27 protein-coding genes are annotated in these 24,246 nt (G+C 64.6%); 10 read left to right on the top strand and 17 right to left on the bottom strand.

Features of this window, described 5'->3' with window-relative positions:
• Window positions 1–24: 24 nt before the first annotated feature.
• The 13 genes from AC07Z7_RS01595 to AC07Z7_RS01535 form a co-directional block, all read right to left on the bottom strand.
• Window positions 25–693, bottom strand: a complete 669-nt coding sequence (locus tag AC07Z7_RS01595; RefSeq protein WP_015012962.1) for an ArsR/SmtB family transcription factor — start codon at window positions 691–693, stop codon at window positions 25–27.
• 376 nt (window positions 694–1,069) lie between these two features.
• A complete protein-coding gene (locus AC07Z7_RS01590) occupies window positions 1,070–1,576 on the bottom strand; it encodes a hypothetical protein (RefSeq protein ID WP_015012963.1) in 507 nt (168 codons plus the stop codon).
• Window positions 1,577–1,594: 18 nt separating this feature from the next.
• Window positions 1,595–1,918, bottom strand: a complete 324-nt coding sequence (locus AC07Z7_RS01585; RefSeq protein WP_015012964.1) for a heavy-metal-associated domain-containing protein — start codon at window positions 1,916–1,918, stop codon at window positions 1,595–1,597.
• A gap of 20 nt (window positions 1,919–1,938) precedes the next feature.
• Window positions 1,939–2,076, bottom strand: a complete 138-nt coding sequence (locus tag AC07Z7_RS01580) for a hypothetical protein (protein ID WP_156391310.1) — start codon at window positions 2,074–2,076, stop codon at window positions 1,939–1,941.
• A 593-nt stretch (window positions 2,077–2,669) separates the two neighbouring features.
• A complete protein-coding gene (locus AC07Z7_RS01575) occupies window positions 2,670–3,137 on the bottom strand; it encodes a hypothetical protein (RefSeq protein WP_494765113.1) in 468 nt (155 codons plus the stop codon).
• A 57-nt stretch (window positions 3,138–3,194) separates the two neighbouring features.
• The gene (locus AC07Z7_RS01570) at window positions 3,195–3,446 is read right to left on the bottom strand and encodes a hypothetical protein (RefSeq protein ID WP_494765112.1); all 252 of its coding nucleotides are present in this window, start codon (window positions 3,444–3,446) and stop codon (window positions 3,195–3,197) included.
• Between the two features lie 31 nt (window positions 3,447–3,477).
• Window positions 3,478–4,053: an HAD domain-containing protein gene (locus AC07Z7_RS01565; RefSeq protein ID WP_444825621.1), complete on the bottom strand. Its 576-nt coding sequence runs from the start codon at window positions 4,051–4,053 to the stop codon at window positions 3,478–3,480.
• 89 nt (window positions 4,054–4,142) lie between these two features.
• On the bottom strand, window positions 4,143–4,322 hold the full coding sequence (locus tag AC07Z7_RS01560; protein ID WP_494741111.1) for an antitoxin Xre/MbcA/ParS toxin-binding domain-containing protein: 180 nt from the start codon (window positions 4,320–4,322) through the stop codon (window positions 4,143–4,145).
• Window positions 4,323–4,481: 159 nt separating this feature from the next.
• Window positions 4,482–5,156 carry a helix-turn-helix transcriptional regulator gene (locus AC07Z7_RS01555; protein ID WP_494765111.1) on the bottom strand — a complete coding sequence of 225 codons (675 nt, stop codon included), beginning with the start codon at window positions 5,154–5,156 and terminating at the stop codon, window positions 4,482–4,484.
• A 780-nt stretch (window positions 5,157–5,936) separates the two neighbouring features.
• Window positions 5,937–6,713: a TniQ family protein gene (locus AC07Z7_RS01550; RefSeq protein ID WP_444825682.1), complete on the bottom strand. Its 777-nt coding sequence runs from the start codon at window positions 6,711–6,713 to the stop codon at window positions 5,937–5,939.
• A gap of 433 nt (window positions 6,714–7,146) precedes the next feature.
• The gene (locus AC07Z7_RS01545; protein WP_494765110.1) at window positions 7,147–7,446 is read right to left on the bottom strand and encodes a putative quinol monooxygenase; all 300 of its coding nucleotides are present in this window, start codon (window positions 7,444–7,446) and stop codon (window positions 7,147–7,149) included.
• A 51-nt stretch (window positions 7,447–7,497) separates the two neighbouring features.
• The gene (locus tag AC07Z7_RS01540; RefSeq protein WP_494765109.1) at window positions 7,498–9,018 is read right to left on the bottom strand and encodes a hypothetical protein; all 1,521 of its coding nucleotides are present in this window, start codon (window positions 9,016–9,018) and stop codon (window positions 7,498–7,500) included.
• A 2-nt stretch (window positions 9,019–9,020) separates the two neighbouring features.
• Window positions 9,021–10,355: an SPFH domain-containing protein gene (locus AC07Z7_RS01535; RefSeq protein WP_494765108.1), complete on the bottom strand. Its 1,335-nt coding sequence runs from the start codon at window positions 10,353–10,355 to the stop codon at window positions 9,021–9,023.
• A gap of 229 nt (window positions 10,356–10,584) precedes the next feature.
• Here AC07Z7_RS01535 and AC07Z7_RS01530 point away from each other — a divergent pair, with 229 nt between their 5' ends.
• Both AC07Z7_RS01530 and AC07Z7_RS01525 read left to right on the top strand, forming a co-directional pair.
• A complete protein-coding gene (locus AC07Z7_RS01530) occupies window positions 10,585–11,283 on the top strand; it encodes a response regulator transcription factor (RefSeq protein WP_494765107.1) in 699 nt (232 codons plus the stop codon).
• Window positions 11,284–11,430: 147 nt separating this feature from the next.
• Window positions 11,431–13,617, top strand: coding sequence for a sensor histidine kinase (locus AC07Z7_RS01525; protein ID WP_494765106.1), 2,187 nt, complete (start codon window positions 11,431–11,433; stop codon window positions 13,615–13,617).
• 45 nt (window positions 13,618–13,662) lie between these two features.
• On the opposite strand, the gene rpe is transcribed toward AC07Z7_RS01525, so the two are convergent.
• Window positions 13,663–14,346, bottom strand: coding sequence for a ribulose-phosphate 3-epimerase (rpe, locus tag AC07Z7_RS01520; RefSeq protein ID WP_094290388.1), 684 nt, complete (start codon window positions 14,344–14,346; stop codon window positions 13,663–13,665).
• Window positions 14,347–14,435: 89 nt separating this feature from the next.
• Here rpe and apaG point away from each other — a divergent pair, with 89 nt between their 5' ends.
• The 4 genes from apaG (at window position 14,436) to AC07Z7_RS01500 (ending at window position 19,385) form a co-directional block, all read left to right on the top strand.
• The gene (apaG, locus tag AC07Z7_RS01515; protein WP_094290389.1) at window positions 14,436–14,843 is read left to right on the top strand and encodes a Co2+/Mg2+ efflux facilitator ApaG/CorD; all 408 of its coding nucleotides are present in this window, start codon (window positions 14,436–14,438) and stop codon (window positions 14,841–14,843) included.
• Entirely contained in the window at window positions 14,840–16,840 is a 2,001-nt protein-coding gene (tlpB, locus tag AC07Z7_RS01510) for a transporter-like protein TlpB (protein WP_494765105.1), read from the top strand. The genes apaG and tlpB overlap by 4 nt, the downstream gene beginning before the upstream one ends.
• Window positions 16,841–17,011: 171 nt before the next feature.
• Entirely contained in the window at window positions 17,012–18,271 is a 1,260-nt protein-coding gene (locus AC07Z7_RS01505; RefSeq protein WP_094290391.1) for a cation:proton antiporter, read from the top strand.
• Complete coding sequence (locus AC07Z7_RS01500) at window positions 18,261–19,385, top strand: YbdK family carboxylate-amine ligase (protein ID WP_094290392.1); 1,125 nt, start codon at window positions 18,261–18,263, stop codon at window positions 19,383–19,385. Before AC07Z7_RS01505 ends, AC07Z7_RS01500 begins: the two co-directional genes overlap by 11 nt.
• Window positions 19,386–19,676: 291 nt before the next feature.
• On the opposite strand, the gene AC07Z7_RS01495 is transcribed toward AC07Z7_RS01500, so the two are convergent.
• Together AC07Z7_RS01495 and AC07Z7_RS01490 are read right to left on the bottom strand one after the other, a co-directional pair.
• On the bottom strand, window positions 19,677–20,075 hold the full coding sequence (locus tag AC07Z7_RS01495; RefSeq protein WP_494765104.1) for a tautomerase family protein: 399 nt from the start codon (window positions 20,073–20,075) through the stop codon (window positions 19,677–19,679).
• Window positions 20,057–20,278 carry a hypothetical protein gene (locus tag AC07Z7_RS01490; RefSeq protein WP_494765103.1) on the bottom strand — a complete coding sequence of 74 codons (222 nt, stop codon included), beginning with the start codon at window positions 20,276–20,278 and terminating at the stop codon, window positions 20,057–20,059. Before AC07Z7_RS01490 ends, AC07Z7_RS01495 begins: the two co-directional genes overlap by 19 nt.
• A gap of 112 nt (window positions 20,279–20,390) precedes the next feature.
• On the opposite strand from AC07Z7_RS01490, the gene AC07Z7_RS01485 reads away from it, so the two are divergent.
• The 4 genes from AC07Z7_RS01485 to AC07Z7_RS01470 all read left to right on the top strand — a co-directional run bounded on the left by AC07Z7_RS01485 (window position 20,391) and on the right by AC07Z7_RS01470 (window position 23,202).
• Window positions 20,391–21,299, top strand: coding sequence for a LysR family transcriptional regulator (locus tag AC07Z7_RS01485; protein ID WP_494765102.1), 909 nt, complete (start codon window positions 20,391–20,393; stop codon window positions 21,297–21,299).
• Window positions 21,300–21,344: 45 nt separating this feature from the next.
• A complete protein-coding gene (gene thiL / locus AC07Z7_RS01480; protein ID WP_494765101.1) occupies window positions 21,345–22,319 on the top strand; it encodes a thiamine-phosphate kinase in 975 nt (324 codons plus the stop codon).
• Between the two features lie 126 nt (window positions 22,320–22,445).
• Window positions 22,446–22,649 (top strand): YgaP family membrane protein, encoded by a 204-nt coding sequence (locus tag AC07Z7_RS01475; protein WP_494765100.1) that lies wholly within the window; start codon window positions 22,446–22,448, stop codon window positions 22,647–22,649.
• A gap of 10 nt (window positions 22,650–22,659) precedes the next feature.
• On the top strand, window positions 22,660–23,202 hold the full coding sequence (locus AC07Z7_RS01470) for an RNA polymerase sigma factor (protein ID WP_252660982.1): 543 nt from the start codon (window positions 22,660–22,662) through the stop codon (window positions 23,200–23,202).
• Between the two features lie 21 nt (window positions 23,203–23,223).
• On the opposite strand, the gene AC07Z7_RS01465 is transcribed toward AC07Z7_RS01470, so the two are convergent.
• Window positions 23,224–24,192, bottom strand: a complete 969-nt coding sequence (locus AC07Z7_RS01465; RefSeq protein ID WP_494765099.1) for a tripartite tricarboxylate transporter substrate binding protein — start codon at window positions 24,190–24,192, stop codon at window positions 23,224–23,226.
• Between the last annotated feature and the right edge of the window lie 54 nt (window positions 24,193–24,246).

Genomic DNA, 24,246 nt, shown 5'->3' with positions numbered 1-24,246 from the left:
GCTTTGAGGGCCGACTCAATGGCCTCACTGCGCGGAGGTTTCGATGGGCAGGCCGCTGGCAGCCCACTCGCTGACACCGTCACTGATCTTTCTGGCTACGAAGCCACGGGCGCGCAGCAGTTGCACTGCCTCGTCAGACATGAGGCAGAAAGGCCCCCGGCAGTAAGCGACGATGGTGCGATCCGCAGGCAGATCAGCCAGACGCTTTTCCAGCTCATCCAGCGGCATAGAGCGCGCAAAAGGCAAATGCCCCGCGTTGAATTCGCTGGAAGGGCGTACGTCGATCACGACGATCTCTCCGTGCCGTGCTTTTTCCAGCAGGCTCTCCCGTCCCTCCGATACCAAGGTATCCGGTTGAGACGTCATCTGCCCCAGAGCAACCCGCAGCTCGACCAAGTGCTCCTCAGCGGTCTCCCGCAGGGCGACCCACAGTTGAGACACGTCTTGACCACTGAGGCGGTAGTAGATGTGCCGACCATCGCGCCGGGTTGCCACCAGACGGGCTTCCCGCAGCGCTTTGAGATGCGCGCTGGCCAGGCGCAAGTCGATACCAGCCTGCAAGGCCAAGGTCTCGACCGATTTCTCGCTTTGGGCAAGCAGCTCCAACAGCTCTAGCCGTTTTGGGCTTGAGAGGGACTTTCCGATGCGGGCAACCTGCTCGTATAGCAGGTCTTTCAACGTTCGAGCATTCATGATCTTTTAATCCAACGATTATTAGATTATATGGCGAATGCTATTTTTCAGCGGCCACAGTTCGCACTCGGGCGAGCCGATGCGAGCGTCTGGTCCCTCCCCCTTGAAAGGGTTGCAAGTGGGGAAATAGAGCGGGCGCGTTGTAGCCGGATCCGCAGATACCCCGTAACTGCCGGGGAAACACACAGGCGCGACTTCGCATGGGTTGGTTTTCTCAGCCGCGTTGGTTCTGATGAAAGTCGCGCTGGCCGCATCTGCCGAACAAAAGCCGGTCTCTGACGCCGGCGCAGTACCAATACGAAACGCGGGCCTGGTGACGGAGGAAGCCGTCGGCGTACCTTCTATTTCATTGACGTGCCACTTGTTCGTGCGGTTCTCACTTGGATGGCATGACCGCTTGGCGGTCCACCATCATTTGCATCATCTGTTCCATCATGGCCATGCGGCGCTCCATTTGAGCGTGCATGCCCATCATGCCGCCTCCCATGCCCGAGTTTCCAGAGGCTGCAGGTGCGGCAGGTTTGGCCTGCGCCCCTTGCTGCATCATCCCCATACCCATGCCACCAGAATTACCAGCACCCATCATGGCCATGCCGGACTGCATGAGCTTCATGTGCTCGTCCATCAGAGCAGAACGTTCGGCGGGAGTCTTGGCCGCCTGCATTTTTTTGTGCATTTCCTGCATCGCCTTCATCTGACGATCAAAGGCGTCCGGTGCTGGCGGGGTAGTAGCTGTCGGGGCAGACTGGGTGGCTACGCCACCGCTCTGCGCATCACCGGGGTGGTGGCCTGCGTGTTCGTCCGTAGGTTTTGGAGATTGCGCGATGGCACATCCCGCCACGAAAAGGGTTGTCAACAGCCCAGCGACGATATTCAGACGCATGATGGTCTCCTTGTAGGTTCAATTGCAGCATGACGACGTACGGTTCGCAGCGCCTTGATTCACATCAACAGAGGTTGTGGACCGAGACGCACAGCAGCAGCCACCGGTTGTTCGGCCCGATGAAGTCCCCACCACGGCGTCTGCTTTGTATCCGGCACGCTCAATTGCGGAGCGAACAAGCTCCACAGTGTCGTCTTCGGCTTGCCCAGGAACGCGGACCTGCCGCGCGGCCACATCGATTTCTACTTCGACACCCGCCGGCATTGGGGCCTGAGCTATTGCTCGACGAATGCGCTGGGCGCAACCACCGCACGTCATGTCAGGAACATTGAAACGGACCATGTGAGCCTCCTTCAGTTGATTCATGTTTTGACTATGAACCTTGTCACGACGAGAAGGTCAAGCCCATTCGCAAAAATCAACCGGGCGTCAAGATCGAGAGCGGCAGTCGCCAAGGCATGTAAGGCTATGCCGATGCGATCATGCTTGGCGAGTTGCATGCTAAGAGGCTCTTAACGTTTTATCGAGCCGCCTATGGACCTCGCGGACCTGCTTAAGCTGGCTTGAAAGCGCAAGCCATGTGAGGAGCTAATAGATTGGTGTTCTCTATCTCCATCCAAAAATATGGCCCACTACTCCGAACGACCGATGAGAGATCGTCAGCGGACTTCCATAGCGGCAGGACGAGCGACGGCAACCGCTGCGTAGCAGTCGCACGACTGTCCGTGCGCGTAAATAAATGAGAACGCCGACGACATCAAAGGCATTGTCAAGGTGCCCAAGCGTCGACGGTTGTATGCTGAAGAACGCGCCCTGATGATTGCCGCTCCTGTCGAGAACCACTGATTTGGCGAGCTGGCGCTCAGGAGGAGCAGCGGAGCTCCAGCTCAATCTTCTCAGGCCGTTGCCGGACTGTTTTGGTCACCAGGATCGTCACATCGTGGCCGAGCATCGAAACAGGAGTAGCCGTATCCCTATCTTCACCGTGCCCGCAGGGGCGCCTGATTGCTAACACGGAAAAGAAGCTGCGGGGCTAGAAGCTAGAAGTCACGGATTTACTGAAGATCTGCGAGTTTCATGGGGCGTGGAGGGGTCAATAGCCCTCAGCACCCGCCACTTCAATTACACGGACCAGATGACCCTGCTCTATCGCCTGCCGCGGTGTCCTTCCGCCCAAAGCGCCCGAAGGCGTCTCCAAGAAGGCAAGCAGAGCCCAGCCCTCAGTGGTTCCCAAGGCTTTTGAAAGCTTGGGCACTGCATCCCATAGGGCAGGTTCAAACTGCCAACTGGGCAACTTGAAAGCATGCCGAGTTTGGGTCAATCCGATAGCCCGCCCTTTAGCGATCCACGCATTGATTGTCACTGGGGTGGTACCGACCAGATCCGCAGCCATGTCTGTGCTGAGCATGTCATTGGCTTCCAAGCGAGCCGTCCGGGCGGCCAGGCTGCCAGCCAGAAAGGCCTTTGTCTGAGCGGCAGACGCGTAGGGCGACGGATGTTCAATTGCGCTTGGTGCGTTGTTTGTGCGGTGGCGAGTCGTTGACGTTGAGTGTGTTTTCATGGGGACTCAATCAATGGCGCCCTACGGCGCGTTGCGGCCGCTAACCTTGCTACTGAATTACGAAGTGCGGGGCAAGTTCAATGCAAAAGCCTGCTTGAGCATGGCCATCGGACGTGAGAACAAGGCGAATACCTCGCCGATATGGCGAGCTGGCGCTTCGAGAACCAACGGGCCGATATCCAAATCCATGAAGCCGGTACCGGCTGTCCGACGGCTGAGCACATTGGCCAAGATCGAGAGTGCGTGGCGACGCTTCACGATGCCATCGACAGATTGCAAGACCGCGAGGATGTCGGAGTGGCGTCGCATCATCGGTTGGTTGTTTTCAGAAACTACGGGGTTAGGCGGGCAACCCCGCATGGCAGCTGCGCAGTTTTTCCTTCAACTCGTGTTGAACTACAGGGTTGGACAAGCCGGTAGTTCCTTCGCACGCGACCAAATTTTCCCGACAGGAGTCAGGCCAACCTTCCAAATCGTCATCGAGAGCAATCCACTGCCGGGGCTTTCGGCGTTGCGCGTCTTCTTGAACTTGCACACCCCGGGGGGTGGCGCGAAACATGGACAGGTTCCAGGGGTCCACGCCATGGACACGCTTGTGGTACGTCCCACCAATGAACCGGGCACGCAAAGCGGCCGGAAGGCGTTTGAGGGTAGCGCTGTATCCGGGGCGGATGCACCAAGTGCTACTCAGCACAAGAGCGACTGCCGGGTATGGTTCAAGCACAGACTCCAAGATAGGCACCCATTCGAAAAGAGTGTGTCCTGCCGCCTCATACGGGCTCATGTAGATACCCTTCCTGGGATGCCAGAGCACTTTTTCATGGTGAACAACACCATCGAGATCTAGGTACAGAGCGACGTCCGCGCTACGGGGAACTGACGCAGGGAGATACGGGGAGCTCTGGCTTGAGGGCATAGCCTTGGCATTCTGCAGGGTGTGAATCGGCCGACGGGGATGGCGAGAGATTCAGATCGAATAACGGCTAGCCAACTCCCTGCCTTTGCTTACGAGTACGCACCAGATTGGGCTCGCGAGAGCAAGCTCCTCACTACCTCCAGGCCATCGGGCTCATTGAGCACATCGATAGGTCTCCGATTTCCCAATGCTGGGACCACACCAGTAAGCCAACGGTCCAGCCACGCTCTTGCTTCAAAACCGGCTATTTCTCCTGACTCTGCGAGCATGTCCTGTACGAGCACGGTGAGAGTTGCGATGTCGTCTTCAAGGGCCATGGCTTGCTCCGTGGAAGTGGCTGGGTATGAGCTCGAAACACTGATAGTGCAATCCTTGGGATTGAACGTCAAATATTGGCCTCTGCCAGAGGCTTGTCCGAACGACACTTGTCATTTACGAGCCCTACCGGCGATTTCAAGAACGACGCCTTCCTTCAGTTCACGGACTTCTTGGAGGATGCGCTTTCGGACCTCTGGCGGCAGAACAGCGGTCATCGGGGACGCTTGCCTCAGTTCCTGCGCTCGGTGGGTTCTCCCCAGTGCCTTACGCCACTTGCGATGCTCCAGGATGTCTTTCCACTCAAGCCACAGGCTCGCCGAACGTAGGTCTCCAGCATCCAACCACTTTTGAAGAACTGCCTGGGCCTGCTGCAACAACGCAGGCTCAGCGCGAACGCGTCGCACCGCTTCTTCATGGAGGGCGAGACTTCGTAGATCCTGGATCCGGTGGCGCGTGGTGTCTACAGAAACGACGACTCGAGCCAACGGCGCATCACGGCTTGCCCCAGTCGCCGCAGTGTTTGAAGTGACTGATCGCATGGCGTCATCCGCCAACAACGCGAAGTCGCCCAGGATGCCCAAAGCGGATATGACTTTCAAGTAGGTGCCCAAGGACGGCGTGGGATCTCCCGCTTCGATTGCTCGCAGTGTCCCGCGCGAGATTCCCACGCGGCTCGCTATCTCCACCGTACTTAGGCCTTGGGACTCTCGGAGGCGCCGGAGCCTGTCGCCCAATTGGAAGAGCAAGTGGAGCTGTATCACGGAAGAATTGCTTGAGACGAGCATCTGTTCGGCTTACTTGGCAACACGATTATTAATAAAGCAAGCTAAACATGGAATGACATTTCGTCAGATTGAGTATCTTTGCCGCACTTAAGGATGTCCTGCCACTTCCCTCAGAGGCTGGTCGAACGCTCAAATGACCACCTTTCGGCCGTCACGCTTCTGTTTCATCCTGCGTACGCGCACTGGGAGCATTCGCCTCCTATACAAATGCAAGGGGCGCTCCCTAAATACAAACTGCCCTTCCTTCTCATCTCGAACCGAGAAGTACACGCGTTTGCCGGGGAGCCATTTCGCCCTTCTAAGAATTGGGAACCTGAAGGGATCATCTATCACGATGTCTGCAGAACAAAAGGCTCCGCAAGCGAGGCCCCTGAGTTCAATGGCACGGCGAGTACCTTCCAGATTGGTCACAGCAAACTATATGGCGGCGGAGTCTGAACTCCATGCTTCCCAAAGTAGGACATAGCGCTAGCGAAACCCGCTCCGGCGGCAGAAGTACGCATCTCGCGATCACCCCCTGAAACTCCCATGGGCCATACTCACATAACCGCTTCCGGCAGCCGATCTCAACAGCCCCAGAACCAAATGCTACAAGCCTTTCACACATCCAGAGAATGACGTGTGAGCCTGATCCCCAGGAGGCAATGAAAGCCTTTCACCGAATTTAGTAGAAGCGACGAAATTGAACAAAGTAAGCAGCCTGTGCAACCTCTGCGCAAGCATGCTGCGGGGCGACGTTTTGGCGCGTGCTCTGGCGTATGTGCCGACGCAACTGATTTGCTAGGAATGTGGTCGACAGCAAACCTTGATATCGCATGGAAGAACTTTCTTCATTGCGTCATACACAACGATTTTTTTCCACGTGGCAGAGGAGTTGTATCTGTCCTTAACGACCAAGCCAAGAACTTCGGGCACCGAGATGGCCCAACCCCAAGCGCTCCCAATCGACTCAGCAAACGGCAACTCCCAATCCTTGCACAGTTGCTTCTCAATAGCATCGATTGCTCTGGCTTCGGATCCAAAACAGCCAACAAATTCCAAGACGAATCGGGTCCAATTTTCGTGGATGAAAGTCGATGGTTGCTCATGAAAAGCTTCCGCGCATAGTTTCACAAATCGGCGGTAGGCTTTTCCTGTGGGGACTGCCAGCTCGAGTGGTTCAACGTTGTGGCAGGTGTGACATCTCTCGCCTGGAAGTCGCAGCTTGATAGGGTCGCGGTCATAGCATTGACATAGGCCGTCTACGGTGACAAGCGGAGTGCAATGCGTGGGGCACATCATCATGAACGGGAGCTGATGAAGCACGTGCCAAGAGGCAAACCCAAGCTCATCGGACTCAGCATCAGCGCAAATCGGGCACCAACGCAGCACAGCACGTGGCACGTGTACTTGAGTGTTTGCTTGAAGCTCACCGCAAAGCCGGCGCCCCCCTATAAGGCTACTGCTTGCCCTTTCGGCATCCAAGCTAGACAACCCCAATCTGGCGAAGCCAAAGACAGTGTGCTTGACCAGAACGTCTTGCGGCGTGACTTTGCCAGCAAAGTAGTTTCTACTCACCCAACCAGCCCCGACTCCAAAGGCGTTAATTGAGTGTGCGTTAAACCCGTAGAACTCACGTTTTGTGTAAACCCTTGTCCTCGCAGCTTGCGTTCGAAGAGTCAGTACAAACGCCGTGTGAAGAGCAGCACCTACCGGTAGACAGGTTCCTGAGCTTCTCAGATTAATTTGCAACTCTATTCCCTTGGCACTGCATACTCGCTAACCTCAAGTTCCAGTTTTGCAAACTTTGCATGGCTTTCGGAAACCCTGTTCACAACGGCCTGCACAGGTAAAAATGACAACTCCAATTCAAAACTCTATTCAGGCACACCAAGGACGGGGGAAGCGGAATGAAGTTCACAACGGCCAAGGAAGAAGTTTGGAATGCCGTGCATGGTAAGGGCGCCAAGGCTCCCGGGGCCGGTGGCGGCACGCACGGCCACCGTTCTCGTCAACCCGTGCGGAGGGCTTCGGCTTGGTAGATGGTCATCTGCGGGCTGGCGTCGCAGAGCTCCTTGATGGCGTGCGCAAACTTCCGCGAAGCCTCCAACCGAAAGTGGGCCTGCAGGGCCGCCATGTCGCTCCAGCGCTCTACAAACACGAAACGCAGCGGCTGCAACACATCGCGGCTCACTTCGTGGGACACACATCCCGGCTCCGCGCGGGAACGCAGGACATGCTCTACAGCGAGGCGCTCAACGGCGGCTTCGGTTTCCTTGCGGGCGATGGCATGGCCGGTAACGAGGATCATGGTGTGCCTTGTGGTGGATGGGGATGAGCGGATTATTCCGCGAGCCCACATCTACCGCAGGCTCAGCGTCTGGCGCTTCCAGGCCGGGTCTTGCCAACGCTGGAACAAAGGCAGCGCTGCCACATCGCCCGTCACGCGCTCGGTGGTCAGGCCCTCCAGTCGCACCACCTCAAAACTCTTGCGGTAGCGGCCCTGGCCCCGGGCTTCGCGCGCCACCAGCATCTGCTGGCCACCGGGCACCCAGCCCGCCCACTCGGCCACGCCGGTCTCGGGCGTCGCGGCGGCGGGCGGCAGCACGTCGGCCAGCCAGCCGCCTTCAGTTTTGCGCAGCACCCACAGCTCGCGCCAGCCTTCCATGGGCTGCACAGCCAGGGCCACGGCCGTGCCTTCGCGGTTGGTGCTGGCCGATGCGGCCCACACCACGCCGTAGGTGCAGCGGCGCAGCAGTGGGGCCTTGGCGCTGTGCTGCGCGTCCACCAGCAACACGCAGGTTTCGCCGGGGGCGCCGGGCTCGGTCAGCAACGTGGGGCGGTTGCCCGCAGCCGCCACCGGGGCCGCAGCAGGCACCAAGGCCCAACGCACAGCACTCACGCGCATGGCAGCGTCGTTGTAGGCGCTCTGGTCTTCGTCGGGCAGCTCGGCCTTGCTCACGCCGCTGAGTTCCGTCAGGGCGCGTGCGGCGGTAGCGGCCACCGCTGGGTTGGCAGCGTTCTTGCGTGCCCGCTGAAAGGCGGCGGCGCCCCACACGCTGGCGCGACGCATTTGCACACGGTTGCGCAGGTAGCCGGGCAAATTGGCCACGTCCACGCGCTCCAGCACCTCGGCCTGCCAGGTGGTGACCTTGGCACGCTCGTGTGCAGGCAGGTCGGGGTTGATGCACTCAGGGCGGGTCAGCGCCAGGGCGGCGCGGGCGCGCTGCTCGCCATCGGCCACCGGCATGGCCAGCAGGCGGCGAAACGCCTCGCCCTCGTAGCAGACCTGCATGCGACCTTCGACCTCGTAGGTGGCAAAGCGCACGCCGTAGCCATTGGCCACATCCAGGTGAGCCGACAACGTAGCGCCCGAGGCCTTGCCTGGCACGGCCACCGAGGCGCGGCGCGCAAGGCGGTCGGCAAAGGTGCCCAGTGCATCGAAGGCCTGCGCACCCTCCATGCCAGCCAGCGCCTTGGCGGGTGCGGCCTGCAGGTAGGCGGCGGTGAGGCCAATGCCCAGCGCTTCGGCGCCCGGGGTGTCCTGCACAAAGCGCATCACAGCCAGCAGCGCGGGGCCTTCTGCCTCGGTCATGGCCACGCGGCGCACATCGCTGGCGCGGATGAAACCACCGCGCTCGCGCTTGTGGTCCCACACCTGCAGGTAGTCGAGGCGCTCGCCGCGCACTTCCAGCACTTCGCCCTGCCACAGGCTGGCCTGCTGCTGCGCGCCGTCGCGCGGGGCCGCGCGCAGGCTGGCCTGGTCTTGCACCACGATGGCGCTGCCCTGGGCATTGGTTGCGGATACGGGGGCGGCCTCGGCCGCCACGGTCACTGCGGCGCTGGCGACGGCGGCCAGCAAGGTGGCGAGGGTGGCGTTCATGTTCATTGCTCCACGGCTTGGGTGGTGGTGGCATCGTCGGCCACAGCCGCAGCCTGGGCTGCACCGGCCTGGGCGTTGCGGTTGCCGCCCAGCAGCGCGGCACCGATGAAGTCGCCATTGGTGGGCGGGGGCGCGATGATGACCTGGATCTTGTCCGACAGCTTGTCGGCCAGCGTCTTCTGGATGAGCAGCGGGTGCTTGGTCACCAGTGCGCCTTCGCGGGCCATTTGCTCGGCATTGACCTTGCCCACGCGGTCCATGCGGTAGGCCTCGGCTTCGGCCAATTTCTGGCGGGCGTCGGCCTCGCCGTTGGCTTCGATGCGGCGGGCCTGGGCGGCGCCTTCGGCGGCCTTCACACGGGCCACGCGTTCGGCTTCGGCCTCCAGCTGGCGCTGCTCGATCTGGCGCTGCTTGAAGGGCAACACATGCTTCATGGCCTCTTCCTGGGCCTTGGCGGCAATGACCTGCTCGCGGGCGGCAGCTTCGGCGGCTACTTCACGGCGCACCTTTTCAGCGTTGGCGTCCAGCTCGGTTTCCTTCACGCGCTTGTCCTTCAGCTCCAGCGTGTAGCGCATTTTTTCGGACGCCAGTTCTTCGGCCAGCAGGCTGTCCATACCCCGGCGGTACTCGGCGGGCAGGTCCACCTTGCCGATCTGCAGGCTGCGCAGCGTCACACCATCCGCAGCCAGGCGGGCGCGCAGTTCGGTTTCGATGATCTGAGCGATCTCGGCACGTTTGGACGAGAAGATTTCACGCACCGTGTAGCGGGCAAACACTTTGTAGACCAGGCCTTGCACAGCGGGCTCGACGATGTCAGCGCCCACGTTGTCGGGCAGGTTGCCTGCCTTGACGGCGGGCGAGTTGGGGTCCAGCGCATAGCGCACGCTCAGATCCAGCCCCAGCGACAGGCCTTCCACCGACTGCAGTGGCGCGCTGCCTGTGGCCTGGCGCATGGCTTCGGAGCGGTAGCTCTGGTCGCGCAGCGTAAACACCCGCACCGTATGCAGGCCGGGCACCACCCACACGCTGCCATCGCGCCACAGGCTCACGGCACCGGTGAACTGGTTCAGGCGCACCCCCAGGTCGCCTTGCGCCAGGTGTTGCACGGGCGGGTTGCGGACCACCATCAGGCCGGCTGCGGCCACCACGGTGCCAACGGCCAGCCAGCGCGCGGTGCGGGCGGTGGGCAGCAGGTAGGCCCAGTTCAGGCGGGGGGCATCGGCATCCATCGGGCCTTGCGATTCCACGTCCAGCACGGGCTCAGTGCCAGCTTCAGGCAAGGAGGTAGAGCGACGGCCCTTCAGGGTCTGCACGATGCGGTTCCAGGTGGCTTTCATGGTGTTTCTCTCTCAGGTTGGTTCGGTGTTGTTGTCGGTGTCTGAGTCGCCGTCATGGCTGGCTCATTGAGGACCGATTGTTCGGATCCACCCCGGAAGCAACAACGCAGCGCAGCCCCCAATGCGCTCACACCGCCCGCACGAACCTTCCGGCCCCGGAAGAAAAACTCACACCGCCCGGCACGGGCCGCCGGGATAATCCGCCCACCCCTTACTGCCCGCCCTACCCATGACCCGCATTGCCGTGATCGAAGACGACCTGCCCACCAGCAACCAGTTGGCCGGATGGATACGCAGCGCCAAGAGCGGCATCGTCATCGACCAGTGGTTCACCCGCGACGAGGCCGAGGCCGCGCTGGCCCGCGAGCACTACGACGCGGTGGTGCTCGACATCGAACTGGGCCGCGAGCGCCATGCAGGCGTGGCCCTCATCAACGCCATCAACAAGCTGCGCCAGGGCACGCCCGTGCTGGTGGTGTCGGCCATGCCAGCGGCCATCTACCGCAGCATCATGAAAGCGCTGGACGCGTGGGACTACCTGCAGAAAACCACGTTTGAAGAGGCCGATTTCATCGAGACCTTTCTCGACATACTGCGCACCACGCAGGCACAGGCCCCGGCCAGCGCAGCCCCTGCCCCCGTGGGCGACGCCCTGGTGCTGGACCCACTGTGGCAACGCACTCCCACCTGGCGCGGCGAGCGCATCAACCTGCCGCTGACGGCCCAGCGCATCCTGGCCACATTGCACCAGCGCAGCGGCGAAGTGGTGTCGTACGACGAACTGTTCGAGGTGGTGAAAAGCGGCCGCAACCGCGACAACGTGCGCAAGCACGTGAGCACCATTCGCGAGGCGCTGCGCGAAGTGGACCCCAGTTTTGAAGGCATAGAAAACGTACCCATGCGCGGCTTCCGCTGGACGGTAAAGTGAACACTCCCCTGAGGCCCTGCGGGCCTTCCCCCCACTCTCGCATTGCTGCGCAATGCGGGCAGGGGGACGCCGCCAGCGCGGCGGCCCTGGCCTGGGCCACGCCAGTTTTGGCCGCCCTGCACGGTGCTTTCACGCGAGAGGAATGGAGTGAAACGACTACTGCATCCCGCACTTGAAATATCGCGTCTGGAAATGCCCCGCCTGGGCCTGCCCGCGTTCCGCCTGCGCATCCTCGTGCGCGGGGTGTTTGTGCTGCTGGCCCTGGCCACGGTGGCGCTGAGCGTGGTGGTGCTCAAGGACGAGAAGGAGCGCGCCTGGCAGGCCTACCAGCACGGCTTTGTGCGCAGCCAGGCCGAGGTGATGGCGCGGCTGCGCCATCCTTCAGGCCAGCTGGCCTTGCTCAACGCCAGCCACCTGGGCCAGGGCGTGACGCCGCTGGCGCCACTGCTGCTGCCCTACGCAGCCATCGACTTTGACGACCCGCAAAAATCGCAGCAGGCCGTGGAGATGGCGGGCTGCTCGGTGCAGTACCCCGACGGGGCCTCGGTGTGCGCGGCGATTGGCAACAACCCCTATGCGGGTGGCTTCATTTACCTGGTGGGCAGCTTTTACGTGGGCGAGCTGACGCCCCGCGAGCGCGGCGCACTGGTGCCCGCCGAGGCACACCGGGCGCGCATCAGCCTGGACATGCGGGGCACCACCTACCGCTGGGTTGCGCCCTACGAGGCCATGCTCCCACAAGGTAGCGCGGCCGTGCGCGGGCGGCTCACGGGGTTTGTGGACAACGGCGCGCCGCAGCTCGATGCCCGCGCACGGCCGGTGCGCGACTTTCGCGGCTGGCTGTGGCAAAACGGCCAGTGCCGCGACCTGCCCCCCCCTTTGGCCAGCCCGCCTGCTGGCGATGCCACCACCCCAGACTGCCTGCGCCGCACCCACTACTCCATCCGCCTGCCGGTCGAACTGTTCCGCGAAGCGCTGTTCCGCAAGGAAGAGCGCCTGGTCTGGCCGCCGGAAGACCTGGGCCAAATGCGTGTGCGGGTGGAGATGCTGGCGCCGGGTGAAGACACCAAGCCTTTGTTCGACAGCGACGCACCCGGCGCGCAGTTAGCCGCCTCGTTGGGCGACCTCTCGCGCAGCCTGCTGCCCGGAGAGCGCGTGCAGATCCGCAAAATGGGCAGCGACGACGCCAGCGCCATCACCCTCAAGGGCATTGAGGTACAGGCCGAGCCGTCCGCTCCCTGGCTGTTGCGTCTGATCCGCTGGCTGCCGCTGGAGGCCGCAGGCGTGGGCCCGGCAGCGGCAACGCCCGCCGCCCCCACAGCACTGGACATTCTGGACACGCCCACCGGCAACTACGTGGTGAACTTCACCGGCCACCTGCGCGGCGTGGAGCAAGGCCTGGCCGCCGTGGCCACGCGCCTGTCGTGGTACCTGGGCGCCATGCTGGGCGCGATTGCGCTGGCCTGGTTGGTGGTGGAGGTGGGCCTGATCCGCCGCGTGACGGCCCTCACCCGCCGCGCCGCCGCCGTGTCGTACAACGTGCAGCCCGGCCACACCGGGCCCCGGCTGGGCGACCTGGATGTGTCGGACCTGCGCGGCTCGGACGAGCTGGGCATTCTGGCTGGCGGCTTGGCCGACCTGCTGCAGCGCGTGAAGGACGACCTGCAGCGCGAGCAGCTGCGCGCCCAGCAAGAGCGTGACATGTGGCACGCCGTGGGGCACGAGATCATGTCGCCCCTGCAGTCGCTGATGGCGCTGAACGGCCCGCAAGACCCCGGCCACCGCTACGTGCAGCGCATGCAGCAAGCCATCCATGTGCTCTACGGCACGGCATCGCCCGCCGAGGCGCTGCAGGCCGCCGACGTGCCCGAGGGGCGGCTGGACCTGGATGCCTTCTTGCGCAACGTGGCGGACAACGCCCACTTTGCGGGCATCCTGGATGTGCTGTATGCCCCGGGTTCGAGCAACGCGGGCCCGGTCATCGTGCGGGCCGACGAGTTTGCGCTCGAAGACGTGGTGACCCACATCCTGCGCAACGCCGACCGCTACCGCCCCGCAGGCAGCCCGATCACGCTGACCCTCACCGCGTCAGAGTCCACCGCCAGTGCCACGCTGCACAACCAAGGCTCGACCATTGCCGAAGACCTGCTGGAGCGGATTTTTGAACTGGGTGTGTCGGACCCCGAGAGCCCCACCCCGCTGGGCGAGGGCGAGCACCGGGGCCAGGGCCTGTTTGTGGCCAAGACTTACATGGCCAAGATGGGGGGCACCATCAATGCCCGCAACACCGAGGGGGGCGTGGCGTTTGTGCTCACGTTTCAACGGCTGGGGTAGCCCCACCAGCGGGGGTGGGGCTACCCGCCCGTCATCCAGCGGCCCTTAAGCCGCCAGCTGCACGCGCATGGCGTCGATCACGCCCTTGTAGTCGGGCTTGCCAAAAATCGCGCTGCCCGCCACAAAGGTGTCGGCACCCGCATCGGCCACGCGGCGGATGTTATCGGCCTTGATGCCGCCATCCACCTCCAGGCGGATGTCCTTGCCCGAGGCATCGATGCGCTTGCGCACGGCCTCGATCTTGCGCAGGGCCGAGTCGATGAAGCTCTGGCCGCCAAAGCCAGGGTTCACGCTCATGATGAGAATGAGGTCGATGTCGTCGATCACCCAGTCCAGCACATCCAGCGGCGCAGCCGGGTTGAACACCAGGCCGGGCTTGACACCCTTGGAGCGGATGGCCTGGATGCTGCGGTGCACATGGCCCGAGGCGTCGGGGTGGAAGCTGATGTAGTCCGCACCCGCGTCGGCAAATGCGGCGGCCAGGGCGTCCACCGGCTGGATCATCAGGTGCACGTCGATCGGCACGGCCACGCCTGCTGGCGTTTTGGCATGCGGCTTGAGGGCCTGGCACACCATGGGGCCGAAGGTGAGGTTGGGCACGTAATGGTTGTCCATCACGTCAAAGTGGATCCAGTCGGCGCCAGCGGCAATGACGTTGCGCACTTCTTCGCCCAGGCGGGCAAAGTCGGCAGAGAGGATCGAGGGGGCGATTTGGAAGGTGCGGCTCATCCCCCGATTGTCGCAAAGCGCAGAAAGCGTGGGGGTTTTGGCGGCTGCATGCCCCCAGAAAACGGGCTTGCAGCGTTACCATTCGCCCCATGCCAAAGCACCAGTTTGACGTGGAAGTGCTGCCCGAATACCTGCCCGAGCAGTCCGCGCCGGACTCCGGGGTGTTCAGCTTCGCCTACACCATCACCATCACCAATTCCGGGGAAGAGCCTGCGCAGCTGATCTCCCGGCACTGGATCATCAGCGACGCCCGGGGGCACACCGAAGAGGTCAAGGGCCTGGGGGTGGTGGGGCAACAGCCCCTGCTCAAGCCGGGCGAGTCGTTCCAATACACCAGCGGCTGCCGGCTGCGCACCGCCAGCGGCACCATGCATGGCACCTTCCACTGCGTGGCCGAAGATGGAGCGCCCTTCAACACCCCGGTGCCCCTGTTTGTGCTGGAAGCGCTGGGCCACGGCCCCTCAGGCAATCCCTTGAGCGGACGGGTGCTGCATTGAGCGCGCCCAAAGACCTGGCCAGCCTGCTCGCAGCGCTGGACCCTGCTGCCGACCTGGCGCACCGCCACCTGTGGCTCATCAACCTGCTGGACTGGGTGCGCGGAAAGCGCGACTCCGTGCCCGCATCGCTGGAGCGGGTGCAGCTTTTCCTGGACACCGTGGCTGCCCGCCCCGACACCCAGCAGCGGCTGCAGGCCTGGTGGTCCACGCTGGTGGACCAGGTGGACATCACCACCCTGCTAGCCGACTTTGGCTTCGCCCCCCGCACGGCCCTGGTCAGCGAGGTGGCCGAGCGGCTGCGCACCAAGCTGCTGCCGGGCAGCCCCGAGACCATCGATGCGTCCGAGCTGTTCATGCTGGCGCTGCCCAGCGCCTTTGATGCCCAGTGGCTGGTCGCGCTCGACGAAACCCAGCTCGACCGCCTGGTCGGGCTGCTGGCGCCCGCCGATGCCGAAGACACCACGGGCGGCGCAACGCTCTGGCACCGGGCCTTGCTCGATGCCATTACCTACTGCGCAGGCCAGATCCTTTCGACCGGTTTTGCCCCCGAGCTGCGGCTGCGCATGAGCGAGTCCGCGCGCGAGGGCCAGCCGTTCCATGCCCTCATCCGCGATGTGGAAAGCCTGCGCGTGGAAGTGCTGCACGCGCTGCGCACGCCCGACCGCCTCAATGAATGCGCCCAGCGCCTGCGCGAGCGGCTGGAGGCCTGCCGCGCGGCGGCGGCCACCGTGTACGCCCACTTTGAACAGAACGGCATCTCGGTAGGGCTGGTGTTCCGCCTGCGCCAGCTGCGCGAGCGCATCCTGCGTGTGCGTGAGCTGCTGGACTGCCTGCTGTCGCCCAAACCGGCGGTCACCGCCGCGCGCCTCATGGCGCACCTGGTGATGGTGGGACAGGAGCGGCGCAGCCTGCGCGCGCTGTTTGCCGCCAACTCTTCGTTGCTGGCGGCCAAGGTGGCCGAGCGCAGTGCCGAAACCGGCGAACACTACATCACCCGCACTGGCGCCGAGTACCGCTCCATGCTCAGAAAGGCGGCGGGCGGCGGTGCCTTGATGGCCTTCACCACGATGGCCAAGTTCGGCCTCTATGCCCTGGCGCTGTCGGCGTTCTGGGGCGGGTTCATGGCGGGCATCAACTACGCCGTGAGCTTTGTGCTGATCCAGCTGCTGCACTTCACCGTGGCCACCAAGCAGCCCGCCATGACCGCGCCTGCCATGGCGGCCAAGCTCAAGGAGCTGGGGACGGGCGATGCCGTGGAGTCCTTTGTGGACGAGATCACGCACCTGGTGCGCTCGCAAGTGGCCGCCGTGCTGGGCAATGTGCTGGTGGTGTTCCCGGCCGTGCTGGCATTGGCCACGGCGATTGCGCTGGCCACCGGCGCCCCGGCCATCAGCGAGAAGCAGGCCGAGCATGTGTTCGAGTCCTTGCACCTGCTAGGGCCTTCGCTGTTCTTTGCCGCCTTCACCGGGGTGTTGCTGTTTGCGTCGAGCATCATCGCAGGCTGGACGGAGAACTGGTTCGTGCTGCACCGCCTGGACTCGGCCATGCACTACAACCCACGCATCACGCGGCTGCTGGGGGCCGAGCGCGCCACACGCTGGGCCCGCTTCCTGCGCGAAAACCTCTCGGGGTTTGCGGCCAACATCTCGCTCGGCTTCATGCTGGGCCTGGTGCCCGTCTTTGCCGCATTCTTCGGCCTGGGACTGGACGTGCGCCACGTCACGCTGTCCACGGGCCAGGTGGCGGCTGCCAGCGCCACGCTGGGCGTGCAGGTGCTGCACATGCCCGCCTTCTGGTGGGCCGTGGCCTCGCTGCCGTTCCTCGGCGCCTTGAATGTGTCGGTGAGCTTCTACCTGGCCTTCCGCCTGGCGCTGCGCGCCCAGAACGTGAGCGGGGTGGACCGTTCGCGCATCTACGCGGCCATCAGCGCGCGCCTGCGCACAGCGCCACTGAGCTTCTTCAAACCCGAGCGCAGCACACCCACCGTCGCTGCATAGCGGCAGTCCGACCGCAGCAACCACCGCCCCTGTCCTACACGGGCGATGTGTTTCGGCCTGTAAATTCGGGGACCTATCCCCAGCGCACCCCCTCCCATTGGCGAGGGCTTGTGTGCCTGCCCTTCACACCACCGGGCACCCGTTGCCCGTCTGACGCAGAGGTCCCATGACATGAATGAAATCCTGAGCTTTTGGGCGCAGTGGCTGCGCCCCTCGGCCGGGCTGCCCACAGTGCAATGGTCGCTGCTGCTGGCCGTGGCCGCCATGGCGGGCTATCTCACCCAGCGCCACACCGGACTGCCCAAGGTGGTCGGGTACTCGCTGGTGGGCACTGCAGCGGGCCTGGCGGGCTTCAGCGGCGCCGTGTGGCCGCTGCAGGGCATCGGCCTGTTCCTGCTGGAGCTGGGCGTGGCCATCGTGCTGTTTGAATGTGGTGGGCGCATACCGCTGCGCTGGTTCCGCCACAACCCCATGGTGCTGGTGCAGAGCATTGCCGAATCGGTGCTGACCTACTTTGCCGTGTACTGGGTGCTGGTGTGGCTGCAACTGCCCACCCAGGTGGCCGGGCCGCTGGCACTGGTGGCTCTGGCCGCATCGCCCGCTGTGCTCACCCGTGTGGTGGCCGACACCCGCGCTGCGGGCCCGGTGACGGAACGCGCCATCGTGCTCACCACCTTGTCCACGCTGTACGCGCTCACGCTGGGCAGCGCCAAGGCCGAACTCATCAACCGCCAGAGCCTCACCGTGCTCGAAACCGTCTCGCCCGTGGTGGTGGTGCTGGGCGTGTCCATCGTGGTGGCCGCTGTGCTGTCGCTGGTGCTGCGCATGGCGCTGCGCTTCATGAGCCCCACGAGCGAAAACACCTCCATGCTGTTCCTGGCCCTGGTGGCGGCAGGCACGGCCGTGGCCGCGCACATGGGCGGTTCCGCCCCCCTCGCGGCGCTGCTGGCGGGCATGTTGCTTAAGCAGCTCAACCCGCGCCCCTGGGCCTGGCCGCGCCAGCTGGGCAATGCGTCCTCGCTGCTCACCATGCTGATGTTTGTGCTGGTCTCCACCGTGGCCGCGCAGGCCGACTGGAGCGCCCCCGTGGCCGGTGTGGTGCTGGCTTTGATTGCTGTGCGCCTGGTGGCCAAGGCGACCGGTGTGGCGCTGGGCAACGTGGGCAGCGGCGCGAGCTGGAAGCAGGCACTGTGGGTGGGCTGTGCGATGACGCCCATGTCGTCCATCGCGCTGTTGATCGCCTCGCAGTTCGTTCTGGCCTCGCCCTCCACCGGCCATGTGATTGCCGGGGTGGCGCTGCCTGCGATTTTGCTGATGGAGGTGTTTGGCGCAGTCATCGCCACCGTGGCCATCTACCGTGCGGGCGAAAGCTCCAAACCCTGGGCGCCGCTGACCCGAGCCAACCATGGAGACAACCACCGTGAGTCTTGAAGCCTTCAACCATTCCGAACCGCTGACGCTGGGCGTGGAGCTGGAGCTGCAGCTCGTCAACACCAACGACTACGACCTCGCGCCCTACGCCGAGGACATGCTGCGCCTCATGAAGAAGACCCCGCTGCCTGGCAGCGTGGTGCCCGAGATGACGAACAGCATGATCGAAATCTCCACCGGCATCTGCCACTCGGCCAGCGAGGTGCTGGGCCAGCTCACGCCCATCCGCGATGCGCTGGTGAAAAGCGCGGACAAGCTCAACATCGCCGTGGTCGGTGGTGGCACACACCCCTTCCAGCAGTGGCACGAGCGCCGCATCTACGACAAGCCGCGTTTTCGCGAGCTGTCGGAGCTGTACGGCTACCTCTCCAAGCAGTTCACCATCTTTGGCCAGCATGTGCACATCGGCTGCCCCGATGCGGATGCCGCGCTCTTGATGCTGCACCGCATGTCGCGCTACATCCCGCATTTCATCGCGCTGTCTGCCTCCAGCCCCTACGTGCAGGGGCAGGACACGGCGTTTGATTCGGCGCGGCTGAACTCGGTGTTTGCGTTCCCGCTCTCGGGCCGCGCGCCCATGGCACTCACCTGGACGGATTTCGAGGCCTACTTCGACAAGATGACGCGCACCGGGGTGGTAAAGAGCATGAAGGACTTCTACTGGGACATCCGCCCCAAGCCCGAGTTCGGCACCATCGAGATCCGCGTGTTCGACACACCGCTCACCATCGAACGCGCCGCCGCCCTCGCAGGCTATGTGCAGTCGCTGGGCGCCTGGTTCCTGGCGGACCAACCCTTCATGCCGGAAGAGGACGACTACCTCGTCTACACCTACAACCGCTTCCAGGCCTGCCGCTTTGGCATGGACGCGGTGTACGTGGACCCGGCCACGGGCGACCACATGCCGCTGCGCGAACACATCCTCAAGACAATGGACAAGATCGCCAGCCACGCCGCCATGCAAGGGGCATCCAGCGCCATGCACATGCTGCGCACCGAAGTCGAAGCCAGCCAGAACGACGCACGCTGGCTGCGCCAGCGCCAAAGCGAAGAGCAGTTGCTGGCCGAGGTGAGCCGCCAGGCAGCGCAGCGCTTTCGCGGCGCGCCCGCCTGAAGTGAAACACCCCCTGAGTCGCTCCGCGCCTTCCCCCTCTCTCGCCTTGCTGCGCAAGGCGAGAGAGGGGGACGCCCCCGGTGCGGCGGGACAGCCCTTGCACGGGGGCGCTGGCTCGGGCCGCGCCGGTTTCATCAGCTGCGGGTGGCGCGCAGCATCATGGATAACTGATACGGATTCGCGTTCGGCCCATCAGAACCGTTCGGACTGAGCCTGAAGAAGCCTCGCGCGGCGCTTCGACAAGCTCAGCGTAAGTGGATTGATATTTTTGAACGCGTACCGGTATGAGCGTCAAGCCGCCAGCGCCAGCTTGCGCGCCTGCTGCGTGCGCCCGCCGTAGCCCCAGTCGCTGGCGGGCAGTTCCCGCACTACCACGTAGCTGGCCGCAGCCAGCGTGCCGTCACCGGCCAGCTGGCGCTGCAGCTCGGCAAACGCGGCCTGGATGAAGGCGGCCTTCTCTTCCTGCGTGTTCGTGCCTTGCGTGATGCTGATCTCCAGCAGGGCCGTGGGCTGCGCCACCGGCGCACCACCGATATGCCAGCGCGCGCTGGGCAGGTCGTCGATGACCACGGCCGTCACCTCGCGGCGTTTGCCCAACAGGTCTACCGTGAGGTCGGTGAGCGCACTGGCGAGCTGCCGGTAGCGCTCGGGGTTTTGCAGCGGAGCCAGTTTCAGAACGAGGGTTGGCATGGTGTCGGGGCCTTCGGGGTCAATGGGGTTGTGGGTGCGGACCGGGCCCGCAGGGAGTGAAAAACCCGTCGGGTCATTTGCAGGAGCCACTGCGCCACCCAGGCATGGGCTTCGCGAATCGCCTCCTGGCGCAACTGCATGGCATCGCGCTTGGCTGCGTCGCGCAGGCGCTGGTAGTCGTCGGGGTGCAGGTGGGGGTCCATGGCATTCCTTTCTGGATGGAGCCACTGTAGGCAGTGCAGGGCGGCGCGGAAACGGCTGGTGGTGCAAGACGGCTTTGCACGGATTGCAAAGCCCCGCCGTTACCATTGCCCGATGCGCGATATCCGCTTTGAAGACATGCACCTGTTCGCCCGCGTGGCCGATCTGGGCTCGCTGTCGGCCGTGGCGCGCGAGCGCGACGTGCCCGCGAGCCAGGTCTCGCGCACACTGGCACGCATCGAACAATCCTGCGGCGCGCGGCTGGTCCACCGCAGCACGCACGGGCTCACGCTGACGACCGAGGGGCAGACCTTTCTGGACTACTGCCGCCGCATCACCGGCACGCTCGACGAGCTGGAAGGCGAGTTCGCCCAGCAAAGTGGCCAGCCCAGCGGCTGGGTGCGCGTGGCCTCCAGCTCGGTGGTGGCCGAGCACCTGCTGATTCCAAGCTTCGAGAGCCTGCAACACAAGCACCCACAACTGCGCGTGGAACTGCTGGTGGACGACCGCATGGCCGACATGGTGCAGGGTGGCATCGATATCGCCATCCGCACCGGCCCGCCGCTGACCGACACCGTGGTGGCACGCCCGCTGGGCACGCTGGCCCGCGCGCTGTATGCCACACCCGGCTACCTGCAGGCCCATGGCGTGCCCCAGCACCCTGACGAACTGCGCCAGCACCGGCTCATCACCAACAGCGCCGTGGCCTTCCTGAACCACTGGCCCTTCCTGATCGACGGCGAGCCCCAGGTGCGGGTGGCTGACGGCCACTGGCGCTCGGGCAGTACGGCCATCACTGCGCGCCTGGCACTGCAGGGCCTGGGCATTGCGCGCCTGGCCACGGTGGTGGCCGATCCCCTCGTGCGCCAGGGCCAGCTTGCGCCCGTGTTGGCTGCGTTCGCGGACCTGCAGCCCAGCCCCATCCACGCCATCACCCTCACCCGCAGGCACCGGCTGCCCAAGATCCAGGCCTGCATCGACCACTGGGCGCAGTGGTTTTCTCCGCAAGAAAGCCGTGCCTGATGCCCTTGACCCTCCGTTTTCCCCATTTGATTGCCGAACACTGCCATGGGTGAGTTCGACCTGATTGCCCGCTACTTCACCCGCCCCGTGCGCCGCGCCGCCCTGGGCGTGGGCGACGACTGCGCGCTGCTTGCGCCCGCGCCCGGCATGCAGCTTGCCGTCTCCAGCGACATGCTGGTGGAGGGACGCCATTTTTTTGCTGATGTGGACCCCGAGGCCCTGGGCCACAAGGCGCTGGCCGTGAACCTGTCAGACCTGGCGGCCTGTGGCGCGCGCCCGCTCGCGTTCACCCTGGCTTTGTCCCTGCCCCGCGTGGACGAAGCCTGGCTCGCAGGCTTCTCGCGCGGGCTGCTGGCGCTGGCCGATGCCCACGGCTGCGAGCTGGTGGGCGGCGACACCACACAGGGCCCGCTCAACCTCTGCATCACCGTGTTCGGCGAAGTACCCACCGGCCAGGCCCTGCTGCGCAGCGGCGCGCGGCCTGGCGACGACCTCTATGTGAGCGGCACGCTGGGCGACGCGCGGCTGGCGCTGGAGGCACTGCTGGGCCACGCCCCCCTGCCCGCCGAGGTGCTGGCCCGCGCGCGCCAGCGGCTGGAGCGCCCCACCCCACGCGTGGCCCTGGGCCAGGCCCTGCGGGGCATTGCCAGCAGCGCCATGGACCTGAGCGATGGCCTGCTGGGCGACTTGTCGCACATCCTAAAGGCGTCGGGCGTGGGTGCGCACATCGACACCCACATTACTTCCAATTTGATAGCTGAAAAGGCTTACCTATCGGGCGGTAACGGCCATTTTTGCCTCGAATTCATCCGCCAATGCACCCTGGCGGGCGGTGATGACTACGAGCTGGCCTTCACCGCGCCCCCGGCCCGGCGCGGTGCCGTGGCTGCCGCGTCGCAGGCCAGCGGCACGCCCGTCACACGCATCGGCACGGTGCTGGCCGAGCCCAGCCTGCAGCTGGTGGACGCGGGGGGGCAGGCGGTGGAGCACCGCTACGCCTCGTTCGACCATTTCCGCTAACGGGCAGCAGTGACGGGCAGCGACTTTTTTTCGCGAACCATGAATCCTTTTGCGAAACCCGTCGCTCTTGGTGGGGAAGGCGCCCTGTGCTGGCACCTTCATCACCCCACCAAGGAGCTTTTCACCATGCTGTACCGCAAGAACATCACCCGCCCCGAAAGCCTGCTGCGCGTTGTCGGCGGGGTCGCCCTCATCGCCGCCGGCCTGTGGTGGCTGGCCGCCTCGCCCCTGGGCCTGGCGCTGGCCGCCTTGGGCGTGGGCAGCATTCTGAGCGGCGCCTTTGGCTACTGCCCCGCCTGTGCCATGGTGGGCCGCAAACCTGTCGAGTGAGCGGCGCCCCATGACAGCAACGCCCCCACCCCTCACTGTGGCCCAGCTGCTGCCCGCCGCGCGCAGCGGTGATGCCGTGGCGATGGAGCAGCTGCTGCGCCTGACCCGTCCCGACATCCGCCGCTATGCCCTGCGCCACTGCGCGGCCACCACCGCGACGGACGACGTGGTGCAGGAGGCCATGATCATCGTCTACCGCCGCGTGGGCGCGCTGCGCGAGGTGGCGGCGTTTGGCGGCTGGGTGGTGCGCATCGTGCAGCGGCTGTGCATGCGGCCCATGCTGGCCTGGCTCAAAGGCGAGCCGCTGGCGCAAGTGGAGGACAACCTCGCCTGGTCGCACCGCCCCGACCACGAACTGCGCCACGACCTGGCCCTGGCCATCGACTCGCTGCCACCGCTGTACCGCGAGGCGCTGCTGCTGCGCGACTTCGAGGAGCTGACCATTGAGGAGATGAGCGAACGCCTGGGCGTGACGCGCGAGGCGGCCAAGAGCCGCCTGCACCGCGCGCGGGCCCTGGTGCGGGAGTACCTGGTGCCTCCCCCGGCACGCTGAGCCCGGCCGCGCGGCGGAGGATCACTCCGGCTGCAGCCCGATCTTGCGCACCACCGCGCCCCAGTGGTGGACCTCGTCGCGCATGAAGGCTCGCAACTCGTCGCGCGTGGAGCCCTTGAGGTCAATGCCCAGCGCGGTGAGCCGCTCGCGCGTGGCGGGATGCTCCAGCGCGGCGATCGCTTCCTTGCGCAGCCGCTCGATCACGTCGATGGGCGTGGTGGCGGGCGCGACCAGGGCCCACCACTGGTTGAACTGCATGCCCGCCAGGCCGGCCTCGCGCGCAGTGGGCACCTGTGGCATGGCCGGCAGGCGCGCGGGGCCCGTGGTCATGAGCACCGATATCTTGCCCGCCGCCAGAAGCGCGCTGCCGCTGGCCAGCGTGGCAAAGTGGCCGCCCACCTGCTCTGCCGCCACGTCCGTGAGCGCAGGGGCCGAACCGCGGTAGGGGATGGGGTTGATCTTGACCCCGCTGGCGCCCGCCAGCAATTCGGAGGACAGGTGGCTGATGGAGCCGTTGCCGCTGTGGGCCAGCGTGATGGGGGCCGCGCTGGTGCGCCCGTCCTTCAAAAATCCCTTGATGTCGCCCGTCTTGTATTTGCTGCCGTTGACGAACAGAAGCAACGGCGAGGTTCCGACCAGCGAGATGGGCGTGAAGTCCTTGAGCAGGTCATACGGCAGCTTGGCCGTGACGGCCGGGGCAATGGCATGGGGCAGTTCGACCAGGGCGATGGTGTACCCGTCGGGTGCGGCCTTGGCGGCCGCTTCGGTGCCAATGCGCCCGGACGCGCCGGAGCGGTTGTCCACCACCACGCTCTGCCCCAGCGACTCGCCCATGCGCTGTGCCATGGCACGGGCGATGGCATCGGTGCTGCCCCCCGGAGCCCAGGGCACGATCAGCCGCACCGGCTTGTCGGGATAGGCAGCCAGGGCACTGGTGCCCACAAGGCAGGTGCACGCGACTAACAGCGCACGGCGAAGCAGATTGGTCATGGCGGGAGTCCTTGGTAAAGACGAACAGGGTTGGTGGAGAAATGCGTGTCGCCA

This window comes from Acidovorax sp. GW101-11A03 (assembly GCF_059424825.1).
The sequence above is the reverse complement of the archived record's forward strand: the minus strand, read 5'-3'. Positions and strand labels throughout refer to the sequence as shown.